The 15,105-nt window shown below is 36.4% G+C and carries 20 protein-coding genes; 9 read left to right on the forward strand and 11 right to left on the reverse strand.

Annotation, left to right across the window (positions count from 1 at the left end; all coding sequences use genetic code 11):
* Positions 1 to 84 precede the first annotated feature (84 nt).
* Complete coding sequence (rsd, locus tag AC0L5Q_RS11360; protein WP_473608058.1) at positions 85 to 546, forward strand: sigma D regulator; 462 nt, start codon at positions 85 to 87, stop codon at positions 544 to 546.
* 126 nt (positions 547 to 672) lie between these two features.
* Here rsd and fkpA read toward each other — a convergent pair whose 3' ends face one another.
* Positions 673 to 1,425: an FKBP-type peptidyl-prolyl cis-trans isomerase gene (gene fkpA / locus AC0L5Q_RS11365; protein ID WP_473608063.1), complete on the reverse strand. Its 753-nt coding sequence runs from the start codon at positions 1,423 to 1,425 to the stop codon at positions 673 to 675.
* Positions 1,426 to 1,589: 164 nt separating this feature from the next.
* Here fkpA and AC0L5Q_RS11370 point away from each other — a divergent pair, with 164 nt between their 5' ends.
* Complete coding sequence (locus AC0L5Q_RS11370; protein ID WP_473608067.1) at positions 1,590 to 2,531, forward strand: WD40 repeat domain-containing protein; 942 nt, start codon at positions 1,590 to 1,592, stop codon at positions 2,529 to 2,531.
* Positions 2,516 to 2,755 (forward strand): SlyX family protein, encoded by a 240-nt coding sequence (locus AC0L5Q_RS11375; RefSeq protein ID WP_473608071.1) that lies wholly within the window; start codon positions 2,516 to 2,518, stop codon positions 2,753 to 2,755. Before AC0L5Q_RS11370 ends, AC0L5Q_RS11375 begins: the two co-directional genes overlap by 16 nt.
* 6 nt (positions 2,756 to 2,761) lie before the next feature.
* Here the strand turns inward: AC0L5Q_RS11375 and AC0L5Q_RS11380 are convergent, their stop codons facing one another.
* Positions 2,762 to 2,956 (reverse strand): YheV family putative zinc ribbon protein, encoded by a 195-nt coding sequence (locus AC0L5Q_RS11380; RefSeq protein ID WP_281253028.1) that lies wholly within the window; start codon positions 2,954 to 2,956, stop codon positions 2,762 to 2,764.
* Positions 2,957 to 3,068: 112 nt separating this feature from the next.
* Between AC0L5Q_RS11380 and AC0L5Q_RS11385 the strand changes: the two genes are divergently transcribed.
* The 5 genes from AC0L5Q_RS11385 (at position 3,069) to AC0L5Q_RS11405 (ending at position 7,759) form a co-directional block, all read left to right on the forward strand.
* The gene (locus AC0L5Q_RS11385; RefSeq protein ID WP_473608077.1) at positions 3,069 to 4,988 is read left to right on the forward strand and encodes an ATP-binding cassette domain-containing protein; all 1,920 of its coding nucleotides are present in this window, start codon (positions 3,069 to 3,071) and stop codon (positions 4,986 to 4,988) included.
* A 152-nt stretch (positions 4,989 to 5,140) separates the two neighbouring features.
* Positions 5,141 to 5,881, forward strand: a complete 741-nt coding sequence (locus AC0L5Q_RS11390; RefSeq protein ID WP_473608081.1) for a tetratricopeptide repeat protein — start codon at positions 5,141 to 5,143, stop codon at positions 5,879 to 5,881.
* Between the two features lie 142 nt (positions 5,882 to 6,023).
* A complete protein-coding gene (locus AC0L5Q_RS11395) occupies positions 6,024 to 6,152 on the forward strand; it encodes a DUF3149 domain-containing protein (protein WP_076417271.1) in 129 nt (42 codons plus the stop codon).
* 393 nt (positions 6,153 to 6,545) lie between these two features.
* On the forward strand, positions 6,546 to 7,526 hold the full coding sequence (locus tag AC0L5Q_RS11400) for a hydrolase (protein ID WP_473608088.1): 981 nt from the start codon (positions 6,546 to 6,548) through the stop codon (positions 7,524 to 7,526).
* A complete protein-coding gene (locus tag AC0L5Q_RS11405) occupies positions 7,523 to 7,759 on the forward strand; it encodes a YheU family protein (RefSeq protein WP_473608092.1) in 237 nt (78 codons plus the stop codon). The genes AC0L5Q_RS11400 and AC0L5Q_RS11405 overlap by 4 nt, the downstream gene beginning before the upstream one ends.
* Before the next feature lie 28 nt (positions 7,760 to 7,787).
* Here the strand turns inward: AC0L5Q_RS11405 and cysQ are convergent, their stop codons facing one another.
* Positions 7,788 to 8,609 carry a 3'(2'),5'-bisphosphate nucleotidase CysQ gene (gene cysQ, locus AC0L5Q_RS11410; protein WP_473608096.1) on the reverse strand — a complete coding sequence of 274 codons (822 nt, stop codon included), beginning with the start codon at positions 8,607 to 8,609 and terminating at the stop codon, positions 7,788 to 7,790.
* A complete protein-coding gene (gene nudE, locus AC0L5Q_RS11415) occupies positions 8,602 to 9,156 on the reverse strand; it encodes an ADP compounds hydrolase NudE (RefSeq protein WP_473608100.1) in 555 nt (184 codons plus the stop codon). Before nudE ends, cysQ begins: the two co-directional genes overlap by 8 nt.
* Before the next feature lie 97 nt (positions 9,157 to 9,253).
* Between nudE and yrfG the strand changes: the two genes are divergently transcribed.
* Positions 9,254 to 9,943 carry a GMP/IMP nucleotidase gene (yrfG, locus tag AC0L5Q_RS11420; RefSeq protein WP_473608105.1) on the forward strand — a complete coding sequence of 230 codons (690 nt, stop codon included), beginning with the start codon at positions 9,254 to 9,256 and terminating at the stop codon, positions 9,941 to 9,943.
* On the opposite strand, the gene AC0L5Q_RS11425 is transcribed toward yrfG, so the two are convergent.
* The 7 genes from AC0L5Q_RS11425 to gspH are packed head-to-tail and all read right to left on the reverse strand — an operon-like array spanning position 9,940 to position 15,100.
* Positions 9,940 to 10,683 carry a type II secretion system protein N gene (locus AC0L5Q_RS11425; protein WP_473608109.1) on the reverse strand — a complete coding sequence of 248 codons (744 nt, stop codon included), beginning with the start codon at positions 10,681 to 10,683 and terminating at the stop codon, positions 9,940 to 9,942. The two genes, yrfG and AC0L5Q_RS11425, sit on opposite strands and share 4 nt — an antisense overlap.
* On the reverse strand, positions 10,683 to 11,153 hold the full coding sequence (gene gspM, locus AC0L5Q_RS11430) for a type II secretion system protein GspM (RefSeq protein WP_473608112.1): 471 nt from the start codon (positions 11,151 to 11,153) through the stop codon (positions 10,683 to 10,685). The genes AC0L5Q_RS11425 and gspM overlap by 1 nt, the downstream gene beginning before the upstream one ends.
* Positions 11,153 to 12,433, reverse strand: a complete 1,281-nt coding sequence (gene gspL / locus AC0L5Q_RS11435; RefSeq protein ID WP_473608116.1) for a type II secretion system protein GspL — start codon at positions 12,431 to 12,433, stop codon at positions 11,153 to 11,155. The genes gspM and gspL overlap by 1 nt, the downstream gene beginning before the upstream one ends.
* Positions 12,433 to 13,443 (reverse strand): type II secretion system minor pseudopilin GspK, encoded by a 1,011-nt coding sequence (gspK, locus tag AC0L5Q_RS11440; protein ID WP_473608119.1) that lies wholly within the window; start codon positions 13,441 to 13,443, stop codon positions 12,433 to 12,435. Before gspK ends, gspL begins: the two co-directional genes overlap by 1 nt.
* Before the next feature lie 7 nt (positions 13,444 to 13,450).
* Positions 13,451 to 14,083 carry a type II secretion system minor pseudopilin GspJ gene (gene gspJ / locus AC0L5Q_RS11445; protein ID WP_473608123.1) on the reverse strand — a complete coding sequence of 211 codons (633 nt, stop codon included), beginning with the start codon at positions 14,081 to 14,083 and terminating at the stop codon, positions 13,451 to 13,453.
* A complete protein-coding gene (gspI, locus tag AC0L5Q_RS11450) occupies positions 14,083 to 14,487 on the reverse strand; it encodes a type II secretion system minor pseudopilin GspI (protein ID WP_473608127.1) in 405 nt (134 codons plus the stop codon). The genes gspJ and gspI overlap by 1 nt, the downstream gene beginning before the upstream one ends.
* Positions 14,480 to 15,100, reverse strand: a complete 621-nt coding sequence (gene gspH, locus AC0L5Q_RS11455; RefSeq protein WP_473608131.1) for a type II secretion system minor pseudopilin GspH — start codon at positions 15,098 to 15,100, stop codon at positions 14,480 to 14,482. Before gspH ends, gspI begins: the two co-directional genes overlap by 8 nt.
* Between the last annotated feature and the right edge of the window lie 5 nt (positions 15,101 to 15,105).

A 15,105-nucleotide genomic window follows, 5' to 3' on the forward strand; every position in this document is an offset into this window, starting at 1 on the left:
TCATCTGATCAGATGTTATTTTGTTGCTTTTTTCAACTATGTGAACAATGCTTACTTTTCTATGGCAATAGTTAAGGACGAAGTATGCAAATTAAAACAGAGATTATTAATCAGGTTTTGGAGCTAAATGAGCAAACAATTAATAACTGGCTATTAGAAAGACATAAAGTACTAATAGCATATTGTGACCTCGCTGGACTTACTCCTAATGAACAAAATGAGGGCGCGTTACCACAAAGCTTTTACATTAAACATTTTTGTCAAATATTGATGGACTACATTTCAGCGGGCCATTTTGATATTTTTGAGAAAATAATAAGCGCGTATCAGTATTCCGCTTACGACAGCTCTCCTTATTTACATGAAATTTATCCTAAAATACTTGTATCAACTGATTTAGCCTTACAGTTTAACGATAAATACGCCGAAACCATTCTAGAAGAACACCTGAATGCGTTTGACGACAATTTATCACTTTTAGGTAAACATTTAGAACAACGGTTTGAATTAGAAGACAGTCTTTTACAAAGTGCTTCAAGAAGCTAAATATCAATAAAGCATGTATTAATGCATTTGGTATAAAATAAGTAAAAGCGCACAAAAAAACGAGCTATTAAAGCTCGTTTTTTATTGTAGAACATAATCTTAAAGCATTATGTTTACACTACAGAATTACTCACCTACTTGCGCTGGAGCTTCTGCTTTTTGAATTTCTAATAATTCAATTTCAAATTCTAATACTGAGTTACCAGGAATACGTGGAGGGCTACCTGCTGGTCCGTATGCTAAGTCTGACGGAATAGTAAATTTGTATTTAGAACCTACAGTCATTAATTGTACGCCTTCAGTCCAACCTGGAATTACACGGTTTAATGGGAATACAGCTGGTTCGCCACGGTCGTATGAACTATCAAACTGTTCGCCATTAATTAACGTACCTTTGTAATGAACTTTTACAGTATCTGTAGCTGCTGGCTTATCGCCTTCACCTTCAGTGATTACGCTGTATTGAATACCTGATTCAGTAACCATTACGCCTTCTTTTTTAGCGTTGGCTTCTAAGTAAGCCACACCTTCAGCTTTGCTTGCTTCAGCTTCTTTAGTTGCAAGTTCTTGCTGTTTAGCTTTCATCTGTTGATCTAAGCCCATCAAAATAGTTTGAATTTCTTCTTTTTCTATTTGAGATTTACCCGCTAAGCTATCAGTAAAACCTTTTAAGATAATTTCTTGGTCTAACGTAACACCCATTTTAGTTTGTTCTTCAAGGTTACGATCCATGTACATACCAATTGAAGCACCTAAGCTGTACGCTTGTTTTTGTACATCAGTATCAAGTACTAATTCTTTTTCTACAGGTGCCTTTTCTTGACAACCCATTACAGCAACAAGTGCAACAGCGACTAAAGTCGGTTTAAAAAATCTCATGTATTTCTCCATATACTTGTCCAGTGGGGATTAATCCTTCAAGACAACGTTTTTAGTTATGTATTGTTAATCATTGCGGCTTATACTAACCATAAATACCGACAGTGAAAAGTATTAATATTTTGTATAAATGTAACAGATGGTATCTATCGACGATATTGATAATGATATTGAGTGCCTGCCAACCAAATTCAAGTACACCTATTGAACGTTGGCAACATTCAGTTGAAGGTGCTTATGCGGCAAATATTTCAAATAATGGTCAATATAGCGCGGTATCTTCTATTCATCATGGTATTAGTTTATGGGACTTAGAAAAAAACGCATTAAAGTTTAACTGGTCTCAGCAACAAGACAGTGCCGACAATTTAGTACTGGCTATCGATATTGCAAACGACAATCGCTATGTATTAACAGCAAGTAGCAAAAACTTTGCTTTATGGAATATAACTAATGGTCAGTCTGAAGGTTATTGGCAAGTACGAGACTCCACCATAAGAGATATCGCCCTATCAAATAACGGTGAACACGTACTTGTAGGAAAAACTAACGGTACAGTTTTACATGTAACGATTGATTCAGGTAGACGATTAGAATTTTTAGGCCATACAGAAAAAGTAAACTCTGTTGATATGCTACCCAATGGCAGAATAGCACTTTCGGGCGCGAACGATTTTGTTGCTTATGTATGGGACACTTTGTCAGGCCAAGTTATTTATCGTTTTAATCACCCAAGTAGAGTCACCAAAGTGGCTTTAGATCCTAAAGGTAGATATGCCTTTACTGCAGACAGTAAAAAAGACGCTAATATTTGGGATTTAAAAACAGGGAAGCTCATCAGTCAATTACAATATACCAATAGACAAGAAGTATTTAGCTCCATTCAGTTTTCTGACGATGGCACTCAATTACTCACCGGAGCACCTTCGCGTAAAGTCAGTTTATGGGATATAAAAACCGGTAAACGTAAAGAAAGTTGGCATGTAACACCAAGAGATGACATTAGACCTGCCGGCGCAGTTGTTTACAGCGTCGCTTTTCGGGATAATAGCCACATTATTACTGAAAGCTCTTCTGGATATGCCGAATTATGGCAAATAAAATAATTATGCCTGAAACAAATTTAGAACAACGTATTGAAGCATTAGAATCACGTAACGCTTTTCAAGACGACGTAATTGAACAACTCAATGACGAGATAACCGTTCATCAATCACAAATAGCTGAATTACAGCACCAATTAACCTTAATTGCTGCTCGTATTAAAGATTCTTCTGCTCCTCAACAATCTGGCGAACAAGACATTGAGCCACCGCCACCTCATTATTAGTAGAGCTTAATCTTGCTTGAACACACCTATAACCTGTTCATAAGGTCTAACTTCTTTGGCAACTTGCTCTTCTGGTTGTGTCATGGTTTCGCCACAAGTAACACACGTTACTTTTTCAACACCTTGTTCTTTCGTTAAAGACAAGGTGTCCATAGCTTTACACTTTGGACAAATTGCACCCGCAATAAAACGTTTTTTCAAAATAGAAACTCTTTTATTAAATTAAGTTTATTCAAGACACGTATTTTACCTTGAATAACACCTATAGGAAAAGCGACAATACCCATCTTAACTTTAAAGAAGGAATAATACATTGATTACTGCCAACGATTTGGGCTTAGACCGAGGTACAAAAAACCTCATTGCAGGGTCTAGCTTTACTATTCATCCTAATCATAAAGTAGGATTAGTTGGTGCGAATGGATGTGGTAAGTCTTCTTTATTTGCAGCATTGCTTGGCGATCTTCAACCGGATACTGGTGATTTGTCTATGCCAAGTAGTTGGAGCATAGCTACCGTAAAACAAGACACGCCTGCTTTAGAACAGTCTGCCCTTGATTACGTAATGGATGGCGATAAAGAATTTCGTCAGCTTGAAGCAAAATTAGAACAAGCACGAGCAGACGATAACGGTGCACTTGAAGCTACCATTATTAACCAAATAGATACCATTAACGGTTACAGCTTACCCGCAAGAGCTGGGGAGTTATTACACGGTTTAGGTTTTTTACAGCCACAACTGGCAAACCCAGTAAAAGCCTTTTCAGGTGGTTGGCGAATGCGTTTAAACTTAGCGCAAGCCTTGATCAGCCGAGCGGATCTGTTATTACTTGATGAACCCACTAACCATTTAGATTTAGACGCAGTCATTTGGTTACAGCGTTGGCTAAAACGTTTTACTGGCACCTTAGTACTTATTTCTCATGATCGTGATTTTCTTGATGATGTTATTGGCCAAATACTTCATATAGAACACAAACAAGCTAAACTATACGCTGGTAACTACACCGCTTTTGAAAGACAACGTGCCGAGCATTTAGCCCAGCAAGATGCTCAATACCAAAAGCAACAAAAAGAAGTGGCTCACCTTACCTCGTTTGTAGATCGCTTTAGAGCAAAAGCCAGTAAAGCCAAACAAGCACAAAGTCGCTTAAAACGATTACAAAAATTACCTGATTTAGCGCCAGCACATGTAGACAGCCAATTTACGTTTAGCTTCGAAAAGCCTGATAGCTTGCCTTACCCGTTACTTTCATTAACAGATAGTGACTGTGGTTATAATCAAGAAACCATTATTTTAAGCTCAGTAAATATGACCTTAGTACCAGGTAGCCGTATAGGATTATTAGGGCGAAACGGTGCAGGTAAGTCAACGTTAATCAAATCTTTAGCAGGCGAACTTGCGCTAATGCAAGGCGAACGTTACTGCGCACAAGAACTTAAAGTCGGTTATTTTTCGCAGCATCAGCTTGAACAATTACATATGGCTAGCTCGGCTATCGATCACATATTACGTGCTAAACCTGAAAAAACATTATTAGAAGCTCGCTCGTTTTTAGGACGTTTTGGTTTTAGTGGCGATCAAGCTTTGGATTCTGTTGGTACTATGTCAGGCGGTGAAAAAGCACGCTTAGTGTTAGCGCTTATCGTATTAGAAAAGCCACAATTACTATTACTTGATGAACCCACCAACCATTTAGATTTAGAAATGCGTCAAGCCTTAGTGCTTGCACTGCAAGACTTTGATGGCGCTATTATATTAATTGCCCATGACAGGTATTTGCTTGAGTCGTGTGTTGACGAATTTTATATCGTTGCCAATAATGCTGTGCAAGATTTTGACGGCGATATTGATGATTACCAACAATGGCTAAACGACGAAAAAAAGCTCACCCTTAAAAATGCTAAAACAAACACAAGTAACAGTGATAACGATTCAAGCGTTGATAAAAAACAACAGCGCAGAGAACAAGCTGAACTAAGAAAAAAAGCAGCACCACTAAAAAAACAAGCCGATAAATTTGAAAAAAAGGTTACACAGTTTCAAGCTGAATTAGACGAGGTTGAAGCCATATTAGCCGACCCTGATATTTACCAAGCTGAACATAAAGCACGTTTAAATGAACTCATTAAAAAACAAGCCCATTTAAAATCTGAAATTGAAGAAAACGAAATGCAATGGCTTGACTTAGAAGAACAAATTGAAGCAGTTATGTCAGATATACCGGAATAGATGACTTAAAAAATGTCACAAGATTAATGTCAATATTGTTGCTACACTGTAATTAATACGTAAAATCAATAATACATTAACCATAATGGTTCATTTAACTATTTATTGTATATAAACTTTATAAGTATATGCACATAAATAAGGAGTAAATAATGAAAACGCGCTCACTACTATGTATCTTTTTCAGTTTAGCCACCAGTTTTTCAGCTTTTAGTTATGATGGCGATTTAGAATTAGGTATTTTTCAATTAAACCGCGGAGAATTTAAAGCGGCAATAAAAGAATTTGAACCTCTTGTAAAAGAAGGTTACTCGCCTGCACAGTATCAAATGGCATTAATTTACCAAAACGGTTACGGCGTTCAAAAAAACGCAACCAAAGCATTTGAATTATTTTCGTTAGCGGCTTCACAAAACTACCCTGATGCGCTATTTAGCCTTGCTCTTATGTATTCAGCAGGTGAAGGTGTAACTAAAGATTTAAAAACCGCATTTACGTTAACTGAAAAAGCCGCGAATAAAGATCTAGCAAGAGCTCAGTTTAATTTAGGCGTTATGTATTACAACGGCGAAGGTGTAAGCCGCGATTACTTAAAAGCTTCTCGTTGGTATGAAAAAGCCGCAGACCAGAACTATGCTTTAGCACAATTTAACTTAGCATTAATGTACTTTGAAGGTAAAGGCGTACCTAAAAGTAACGAAAAATCATATCTTTGGAATATTATCGCTTATCGAAATGGTTATGCTTTAGCGAAAAAAAGCTTAGAAATGGATGAACGTAATTTAGGTTCAGACGCAATTAAAGAAATAAGAGAAGAAGCCGAAACTATACGTGCACAAATTGTGAGACGTGAAGAAATAAAAGCTAAAATAGCCAATCAAAAAGCTTATTAAAGATTCGTTTTATTACCCGTAACCATTCATACGCATATTGATTGGTTACGAGTATAATTAAAAGACTCTTGATCTACATCATCATATAAACCAGTTGCGTTAGTTAAAATGTGTTTAAGCTTTTAACTAACGAGAGGTTCTTATGAACGTTTTCAGCCTATTATTGAGTGACCCTGTTGCCGTATATTCACTTGTTGGCCTACTGATTTTATTCGGTATTTGTGGATTTTATGTTTTCTATTTCATGAAAAAAATTCATGATAATGGATGAATTTACACTAACTCTATTAATCAACAAGCAAACTACACGAATCAATTGAGGAGAGCTTAACTTCTCTCCTTAGTTTAAATGACCTCAAATCTATTGCGTAAATTCATTCCCTCTTACATATCATAAAAACTAAATAACCTAAACTCGGTTTAATAAATACTTCTCTAGCAGCTATTTTTCCTAACTTCTGCGTTAAATTTACTTGCAATAGACTACTATTGACGCGAAATTTGCCTTAAATTAAGAAAAACTAGCAAGCTAGAGGCTCAATAAAACTATTTTTTCTTGTATTTCAATACATTAAGAGTCTCTTAAACCAAGTTTAGGTTAAATACAGTTTTCGCTGCTGTTTTTCATTACAATAACGTAACTTTGTTCAACCCGTGCTATTTCATGTTTCAATCGAGTAACTTCAAACCTGCTAAATGGTTATCAAACCCTCATGTACAAACGATGCTGGCTAAATATCTTAATCGTAAAGAGATGACCTCAACGGTTAATGAAGTACTTGAGTTACCTGATGGCGACTTCGTTGATTTAGCATGGACAGAAATACCACAGGCCAATAACACTAAGCCTATTATTGTTTTATTACATGGCTTGCAGGGCTCGCAGCACAGTCATTATATAAAAAGTATGTTTAAGGCAATTAAACAACAAGGCTGGATTGCGGTGTTAATTCATTTTCGGGGTTGTGGTAGCAAACCTAACCGATTAGCACATTCGTATCACTCGGGTTATACCTGCGATATTCATTATTTTTCTGAACAACTAAGAACACGTTATCAACAATGTAAATTAGCTATTGTTGGTTATTCATTAGGAGGTAATGTATTAACTAAATATTTAGCTGAAGCTGAAAACTCTCCTTATGTTTGCGCTACCGTTATTTGTGCACCATTACATTTAGCGAGTTGCAGCGCAAAAATCAATAAAGGCTCTTCTAAAATATATCAAAAGTATTTGATTGATATGTTAAAACACAGCACCGAAGAAAAAATTAAACTAGGTCTCATTAAACATATTTCGTTAAACGCGCTAAAACAACTAAAAACAATGCGTGACTTTGATAATAGCGTAACAGCCCCATTAAATGGCTTTACCAGCGCAGAACATTACTACAATGAGTCGAGCGGCATTAACGTACTCAGTGCGATAACTCAACCTTGTTTAATTATTCACGCAGAAGACGATCCTTTTTTATCTCATGAACATATTACCCATATAGACTCTTTGCCAGAAAACATAACATTCGAAGTTTCAACTCATGGCGGACATGTTGGTTTTCTTTCAAGTAACACAGCTCACAAAGGCTTTAAACCTATATATTGGTTAGAGACTAGAGTTCCCAAATTTTTACAGGACTATTTATGATTATTCCCTTTAAAGACTTAAATTCAGAAACATTATTTAGCATTATTAAAGAATTTGTTTTACGAGAAGGTACAGAGTACGGCGCTGAAGATGTTTCTATTGAAGAAAAAGTAGAACAAGTACGTAAACAGTTAACATTAGGCACTGCAGTTTTGGTGTATTCAGAGCTTCATGAAACAGTGAATATAATACCTGCAGATCAATTTGAAGAAGAAAAAGAAGAGTTAGAGTAGCTCTTCTTCATTATTAGGGGGATAGTAATTAATCGCGACGAGCCGAATGAGGTTTTACTATTTTATCCCAAGGAATATCAGCAGAGCCTAATGACATAAAGTCAGGATTAAGTAGACTGTCTCTTTTGTTATAACTTAATGGAATAAATTCACTGTCGATAATTGAGCCACCCGCTTGCTCTAAAATGCAATGGCTTGCCCCCGTATCCCATTCACCAGTTGGTCCAATGCGTAAATAACAATCGGCTAAACCTTCTGCTATTAATGCATTTTTTAACGAACAACTTCCTAATGGCACATACTCATAGTCAAATTCATTATTAAGGTATTGCCCCATTAAATTTAACTTTTGTCTTCGGCTAACCGCAACCTTTATCGGACGGTTATCGTCGTATTCAGCCACCTGAATTTTAGTGGTACCTTCCGATGTTTCTTTAAACGCACCTACACCACTTTGTGCGTAGTAGGTCATATTATGATCGGGCGCATGTATAACACCAATACTTGGCCAACCATTTTCAACTAAAGCCACATTTACCGCAAAATCGCCACTGGCTAAAATAAATTCGCCAGTGCCATCAATAGGATCTAACAACCAATATTGTTTCCACTGACTACGCTGCTCAAGTGTTAACGCACCTATTTCTTCAGAAATAATAGGAATATTAGGGGTACGTTTTTGCAACTCAGCCATTAACACATCGTTAGCGGCTATATCAGCGCTAGTTACGGGGCTATTATCTTCCTTAATTTCAGAGGTGTAATCTCCGTTTTGGTAATGTTTAGTTACTTCTACACCTGCTTTTTTCGCGCTTTCTATTGCGATAGAAAGAAGTTCTTCGTTATTCATGGGATCCACTTAAATAATCTTTTACTAACATAAGTGCTGCGATGCTTCGTGCCTCGTTAAAATCGGGTTGAGCAAGTAACGACTTATATTCACTGAGTTTCCAAGGTACTACGTCTAGTTCTTCTGGTTCATCACCTTCTAAACGTTCTTCATAAAGGTGAGTTGCGATAAAAATGTTCATACTTGCTGCAAAAAAACCGGGTGCCATTGCAACTTTTTTAATTTCGGTAAGATCTTCACTGCCAAAACCTATTTCTTCTTTTAGCTCTCGGTTTGCAGCTACTTCAGGGCTTTCTCCTGGGTCAATCAACCCTTTAGGAAAACCAAGCTCATAAGTATGTGTACCTGCACAATACTCACGTACCAACAATACGGTATCTTCATCTTGCATAGCGACTATCATAACAGCCCCTCTGCCAGCACCTTGCATGCGCTCGTACTGTCTTTTGACACCATTACTAAAGGTAAGTTCTAGCTGTTCAATTGAGAATAATCGACTTTTTGCGACCAATTTTCGGTCATCAATAGTGGGGAGCTTTTTTCCCATTGTAATAAGTACCTTACTCGATAGCGCTAATTCATTTAGAATAGCATGATAACTTTATATATAATCCTATAATAAACGGGTTATTAGGAAAAAATCTATGCTTGATTGGTCAAATATTTCAACTGTTTTACTGGATATGGATGGCACCATACTCGATCTTCATTTTGACAATCATTTTTGGCTTCATCATTTACCGCTTCGATATAGCGAATCGGCTCAAATAAGTATAGACGAAGCTAAGCATAAATTAACCTGCCATTATAAAAAAGTTGAAGGAACAATAGATTGGTATTGTTTAGACTACTGGGCTGAACAAACACAATTATCTATTACTGACTTAAAAAAAGAGGTTCAACACCTTATAAAATTACGCGAGGATGCTCATCACTTTTTAGTTGCTTTAAAAGAAACCGGCAGAAACGTTGTACTTGTAACAAATGCTCATCCAGATAGCTTAGCGCTTAAAATAGAACGCACTCAATTAGATAAGTACTTTAATACCTTATATTCAACTCATGAGTTTGGTGTAACAAAAGAGTCGCAATTATTATGGCAAAGGTTACAAGCTAAAGAAGGCTTTGAATTAAGTAACACTTTATTTGTTGACGATAGTTTACCTATATTAAAATCGGCCCAACAATATGGTATTCAACATCTATTGGCGATTGCCAATCCTGATAGTAAACAACCTGAAAAAGTGATCACTGAGTTTCCTGCTATCACAAACTATGATGTACTTTTACATGATATAAAAGCACATCCATTTTTGAATAAACCTAATAACTAAAAGTTAAGCTTATACCTACCTCTATTATCAGGTGAACCAAGGAAAGGTAAAGCTTCATTTAATACAGTAGGAAACTTACTACCCGGCTCTAAATAACCACTCCCCGAAATACGTTCAGGCGAATGAATATAAGCGCTAAAAGTTAAGCCTAAATTATTTTTAGGATCAATGGTGAATTTAGCGATCCCCTTTTCACATTCAAGTTTACCGCTTAACGTACCAAAATTAATTTTTTCATCTAATGCTTTTATACTTGCTGTATCCCACGTAACGGTACCATTTAATTGCTGACAAAGTGGTTTACCCATTACAAAGGTTTCAATATTTACATCAATAAATTTTTGTGCGGTTAATGGAATAGGTAATGTTAATTGTTGAGCAATGTCATTCGCTGCAACTAAAGCATGTCCATTACTTACTTCAATATCACCAAATAAATGACTTAAGCTTACTTTACCTTCAGGCCCGTTAACTAAAGCTCCACCAAAAGTTGCATCAACACTTGGGTTAAACATTAAGAGTGAAAGCAAGCTAACTTCAATATTTACGTCATTAATACTATAACCGTCTACAATAATACGTTTGATACTTCCTTGCCAAATAGAGCCTTTAACACCTTGCAAGGCAATGTTTTTAGGCAATGATATTTGATTAACAACCCACTGAGCCGGCGTTTGCGACACCATAAAAAATAGGTAAACTAAAATAAAAACTGCCGTACCTATAAACCATTTTTTCATTAACTTCTTCCTAATTGCAATCGTCTTACTTTAACAACGCCTGCTTTTTGTGCGTGAGTAATATCTATAGATTTTACTGTTACACCTTCTTTATCTGATAGTTTTTCTAACCATGTAAGTAAGTTGTTAAAGGGAACTTCATCAATCCATACTTGTAAATCGTCACCTTGTGGCTGCATACGAGCTATCGTAATTTGGCTGCGCCCTGCTGTTTTATTAACAATACTTGATAAACTTGCATTACGATTGTGCGACTTTCCTGCACCTACTGCACTTTTGTATTTAGCTGTGCCTTCGTGCACTAAGGTTAATAGTTTTTGTTGACGCTCTACTTTCTTAGTCGCTAAATCAATATTTTTATTTAAAGGGGCCCAAATAGCGCTATATAAAATAAAAAATAATACAACGCTCGCCATAGCAATAACTAATCTTTGCTCGCGAATATTCAGTTGTAACCAACGTTCTTTCATTATCGACTCCCTTTAGCAGAAATAGTAAATGAACCAGAAACTTGATCATCTAAGTTATTCTGCGCACCTTGAGATACACTCAAGTCTTGTTTTTCTAAAGCAAGTTTAAACTTTTCAAATGACTGATAATTAGTCGATACCGCTTGAACTCTTAATTCATTTCTTTTCGCGTCAAACTTCATTGACTCTGGTTTTAATACAGTAACTTCGCTAAATGCAGGCTCTACTTTATTAAGCATAACTAAAAAATCACCTTGAGATGATGCTGTTCCACCTACTTCAGATAATTTACGATTAAGCTGGGATTTAATGGTTGAGATACGCACTTTTTTTGTTAAAGGAAAAGCGTCTTTATATACCTGTATAATTTCTTTTTCTATCGCTGCCGTTTGATTATTTAATTTAATTAACTCAGCACCTTTTAAAGCAACATTGGTTACTAAAGCGATAGCTGCAATTCCTGCTACCCATAACCAAGTACTGTAGTTAGCTGAACGCTTTTCTTTAACTTGAAATTCGCCTTGTAGCAAATTAACTAATTTAGTATCAACATGCTGAGCAAGTAAAGCTAACGGAAGCTCTTCAGGCATGGCGTTAACGTCAATATTTAACGTTTCAGGTAAAGTAGCATAAGCGTTAATAGATATGTTTATTGGATCTTCGTTCTCATCATCAACTTGCTCTAATTCGCTTGCATCTAACTCTTTTGTTTTGGTATTAACCCATTGCTGACTTATGAGCGCCCAGACGTTAGCTTCAACCACTAAACCTTGCCATATCCCTTGTCTAAGAAGGATTTGGTTGTTTAACGTGATTGCACTCCATTGACCCTCAGTAAATGGCATAGCGAGTACGTCAGGAATTAAGGTTTTACATTTGATGTCGGCTTGGCTTAACCATGTTTTCCAACGTATAAGCTGTTCACGATCAACTGCAGCCGTAAAACAATTATTATCGTCTTTATCTTTGCTGACGTTGCCATAAGCAAAAAACAGCGACTCTACATCTTGCGCAAGATCATCTTCAAGCATATAAGGAGCAGCTGCTTGCATTGCTCGTGTCGATTTAGCCGGTACTTTTAAACGTTTTAGAGCAATAGCACTGGCAGGCACAAAACCAACAACTTTACGTTGTTCTGCTTTTTCCGTTAAATGTGTTAAGTCGCTAGCATGATGTAAATCACCACTGGCAATAACTTCGTGTTGTTGATCCGACCATATCAACCATTGAATGGGATCATGCTCTTGGCTACCCAGTCGAATAAATAGAGTTTCTGACATTAGTCACGTCCTATGGTGCGGCTAATAATATTAATTTGATTATTTTTTTCAACTTTCATAATACTGTTTAAAAAGAAATAACTATCGTTAAAGGTTGTTTTAGTTTTCAGTTTAAAATATTCGCTATCAACAACCAGCTGATCTTTTTGTTCTTGGGTTAACTTATGTTTAGCTATTTGCGGTAATAAAAACACATCGTCAACTTTTTTATACCCTTCATCACCACGCCCTGAAATAATTTCTTCAGCTTCGCTACTCGATATATCAAATAAAGCTGACAGTATTTCAGAATGATCGGCGTTTATCGTATTCACATTAATTTTATGTAAGTTAGAGTTAGGTATTACACATACATAAGGCTTCAATTCTTCTATTGCCTCTAAGGTAAAATGCTCAACTACACGTAGCTCGTTAAAACTACCTAAAAAGTTATTAGCAGACAAATAAGGATACTCTTTTGATGAGTATTCGCTGTCTTCAGCTCCACCACTATTTGTAACTATGCCATTCTCGTCTACCCAATCGGTTAAGGCAGACACCATATCTTTAGCTTCAAAACTACTTACGTTTTCAATGCCAATAGCCAATATAAGCCTTTCAAGTGCTTCAGCAGGCAAGTTTTTACCACTACTAACATTGGTTGGTGAAGGCGATGTTGCAACACTATCCGTTATGCGTAACGCATTTAAATTGAAACAAGACTGTAGATCTGTAATTTCACCCGTTATTTCGCCATATTCTACTGGGTAGGTATTTTCACCTTGTGCCCATAGTTGCCCTAAATGAGTAACGCTTTCGTCACCATCAAACGACATAATAAGTACGCGTTTTGCAAAAGCTTCAGCTCCCATAGCTAACCAATAAGCTTGTTGGTTAGCTTCTATATTGGCGCTACGTTGAAGCTGGAGTTGGAGTTTGGCTGTCATTTGCGTAGCAAGTATTGCCGCAAGAGCAACCACTAGCATAACCGTAATAAGCGCCACACCTCGATGACACGATATTTTTTTCATGTCATTCTCAATTAACTTTTTCTTTCTGTAGAACACCAGCGACTAAAAACTTACGTTTGATTAACCCAAACTCTTTGGTATCAAGTTCTACCGCTATTGCCAAAGGTAAGTCGCTGCCTTCGTATGTTTTTTTCCATTGTTTACCGTCATAAAACTCGAAACTAATATCGTTAACACCTGTTAATAATTTTCTTATTTTAGGTTCTTCACCTAAGGTTGCGTCAACAAAGTTAAAATGAACACGCTCTAATGTTTCTTCATTGACTTGGTAGGCCACTGATTGCATATCACCACGAGGTAATAGTAAACCGGGATTTGACCAACCACCTCGAACAAAACCAATTGCTTGCGATGTAGATTCAAATGCATTGCTGTCGGTATGAATAAAATCTTTTAATGGTTCGTCACCATCCATTCGTACACTACGCCTTGATATTTGTAAAAAATCACGTTCTATCAAAAGAAAAGCTCGTTGAATGTCGTTCATGTTATTTAATCTAACGGTAGATTTTTCTTCACTGGTAATAACGGTGTCAAACAGGCTAAAACTGGCTAAGCTAATAATAGCGAAAATAGAGATAGCAATTAATACTTCAAGTAAGGTAAAGCCTTTTTGCTTGGTATTGCTATATCTAGTCACTATTTACGTTCCTTAGCGACATAAGTTGTTAAGCTTGAAAGTGAAAATTTATCTGCTTGGTTTAGTCGAACTTCAATAGAGACTTCACTCATATTTTGGTCGGTAGTTTTAGCGACTTTTTGTATCCAAAACCATTCGCGACCAGCAAGTTCAACTTTACCTTTTTTGTTATTTCTTAATGGCCAACTTGTGTCTAACCTTGCTTCAACCAGCTGATTTGATGCTACCCAACTTGCCATCATTTTAGTTTCTAAGTGACTCAAGTTTCTAAAATGTGTTTCGGTACTTGACACTAAAGCAACTCCTGCAATAGCAAAAACAGCCATTGCAAGCATCACTTCTATTAAAGTAAATCCTTTATTTTTCAGTTTTGTATATTGTTGAAAATTCCATTCTTTACTCATCAAAGATTGGTCCTTCAATGGTTAATGGTGTGCTATACAAGCCACTAACCAGATAGCTTGTTGCTATGTAAGCATCGTAAGTTTCTGTAAATTTAAAACGAAGTGTAAAAGGCGTTAAGTCTCCACCTGACAAAATATACACCTGCGGAAGTAGTTTCTTTTCTTCTTCAAGTTCAGATCCTGAAAAAGACAAATCACTCTCTTCTTCTTCACGTAAAACATTGATAAGAGCAGGTTCATCTAAAGGTAGGTCATCTAACTCCAAAACTAATTCCATGTCTTCAGGTAAAGCGTGAGGTGCTAGTAATTTATTTCCTGATGCTGGGGCCCATTTTTCACCGTCAAAGCCTAAGAATTGATAAGTGTTATCTTCTGTATCAATAACAAGACCCAATTCAACATTATTTAACATTGAATATTCAGCAGCCATGTTGAATATTGCACTAAATCGCTGACTTTCTTTTTCTAGTAATTTTTCGGGTTCATTACCACCAAAACTAAATTGTACAACAGAAGCCATTAAGCCAATTAAAACAATAACAACCATAACTTCAATTAACGTAAAGCCTTTTAACAAAGGCTTATTCGGTAATTTTTTAGTATGCTGGCACATAGGCA

Source organism: Pseudocolwellia sp. G5-9, assembly GCF_055808995.1.

Excerpts from the sequence above, each read along its gene's own strand:
- AC0L5Q_RS11400 (WP_473608088.1), top strand. The coding sequence starts at position 6,546 with ATGTTTCAATCGAGTAACTTCAAACCTGCTAAATGGTTATCAAACCCT.
- nudE (WP_473608100.1), bottom strand. The coding sequence starts at position 9,156 with ATGGGAAAAAAGCTCCCCACTATTGATGACCGAAAATTGGTCGCAAAA.
- cysQ (WP_473608096.1), bottom strand. The coding sequence starts at position 8,609 with ATGAATAACGAAGAACTTCTTTCTATCGCAATAGAAAGCGCGAAAAAA.
- gspL (WP_473608116.1), bottom strand. The coding sequence starts at position 12,433 with ATGTCAGAAACTCTATTTATTCGACTGGGTAGCCAAGAGCATGATCCC.
- AC0L5Q_RS11425 (WP_473608109.1), bottom strand. The coding sequence starts at position 10,683 with ATGAAAAAATGGTTTATAGGTACGGCAGTTTTTATTTTAGTTTACCTA.
- gspH (WP_473608131.1), bottom strand. The coding sequence starts at position 15,100 with ATGTGCCAGCATACTAAAAAATTACCGAATAAGCCTTTGTTAAAAGGC.
- fkpA (WP_473608063.1), bottom strand. The coding sequence starts at position 1,425 with ATGAGATTTTTTAAACCGACTTTAGTCGCTGTTGCACTTGTTGCTGTA.
- gspK (WP_473608119.1), bottom strand. The coding sequence starts at position 13,443 with ATGAAAAAAATATCGTGTCATCGAGGTGTGGCGCTTATTACGGTTATG.
- AC0L5Q_RS11405 (WP_473608092.1), top strand. The coding sequence starts at position 7,523 with ATGATTATTCCCTTTAAAGACTTAAATTCAGAAACATTATTTAGCATT.
- gspM (WP_473608112.1), bottom strand. The coding sequence starts at position 11,153 with ATGAAAGAACGTTGGTTACAACTGAATATTCGCGAGCAAAGATTAGTT.
- AC0L5Q_RS11375 (WP_473608071.1), top strand. The coding sequence starts at position 2,516 with ATGGCAAATAAAATAATTATGCCTGAAACAAATTTAGAACAACGTATT.
- AC0L5Q_RS11370 (WP_473608067.1), top strand. The coding sequence starts at position 1,590 with ATGATATTGAGTGCCTGCCAACCAAATTCAAGTACACCTATTGAACGT.
- AC0L5Q_RS11395 (WP_076417271.1), top strand. The coding sequence starts at position 6,024 with ATGAACGTTTTCAGCCTATTATTGAGTGACCCTGTTGCCGTATATTCA.
- yrfG (WP_473608105.1), top strand. The coding sequence starts at position 9,254 with ATGCTTGATTGGTCAAATATTTCAACTGTTTTACTGGATATGGATGGC.
- gspI (WP_473608127.1), bottom strand. The coding sequence starts at position 14,487 with ATGAGTAAAGAATGGAATTTTCAACAATATACAAAACTGAAAAATAAA.
- AC0L5Q_RS11390 (WP_473608081.1), top strand. The coding sequence starts at position 5,141 with ATGAAAACGCGCTCACTACTATGTATCTTTTTCAGTTTAGCCACCAGT.
- rsd (WP_473608058.1), top strand. The coding sequence starts at position 85 with ATGCAAATTAAAACAGAGATTATTAATCAGGTTTTGGAGCTAAATGAG.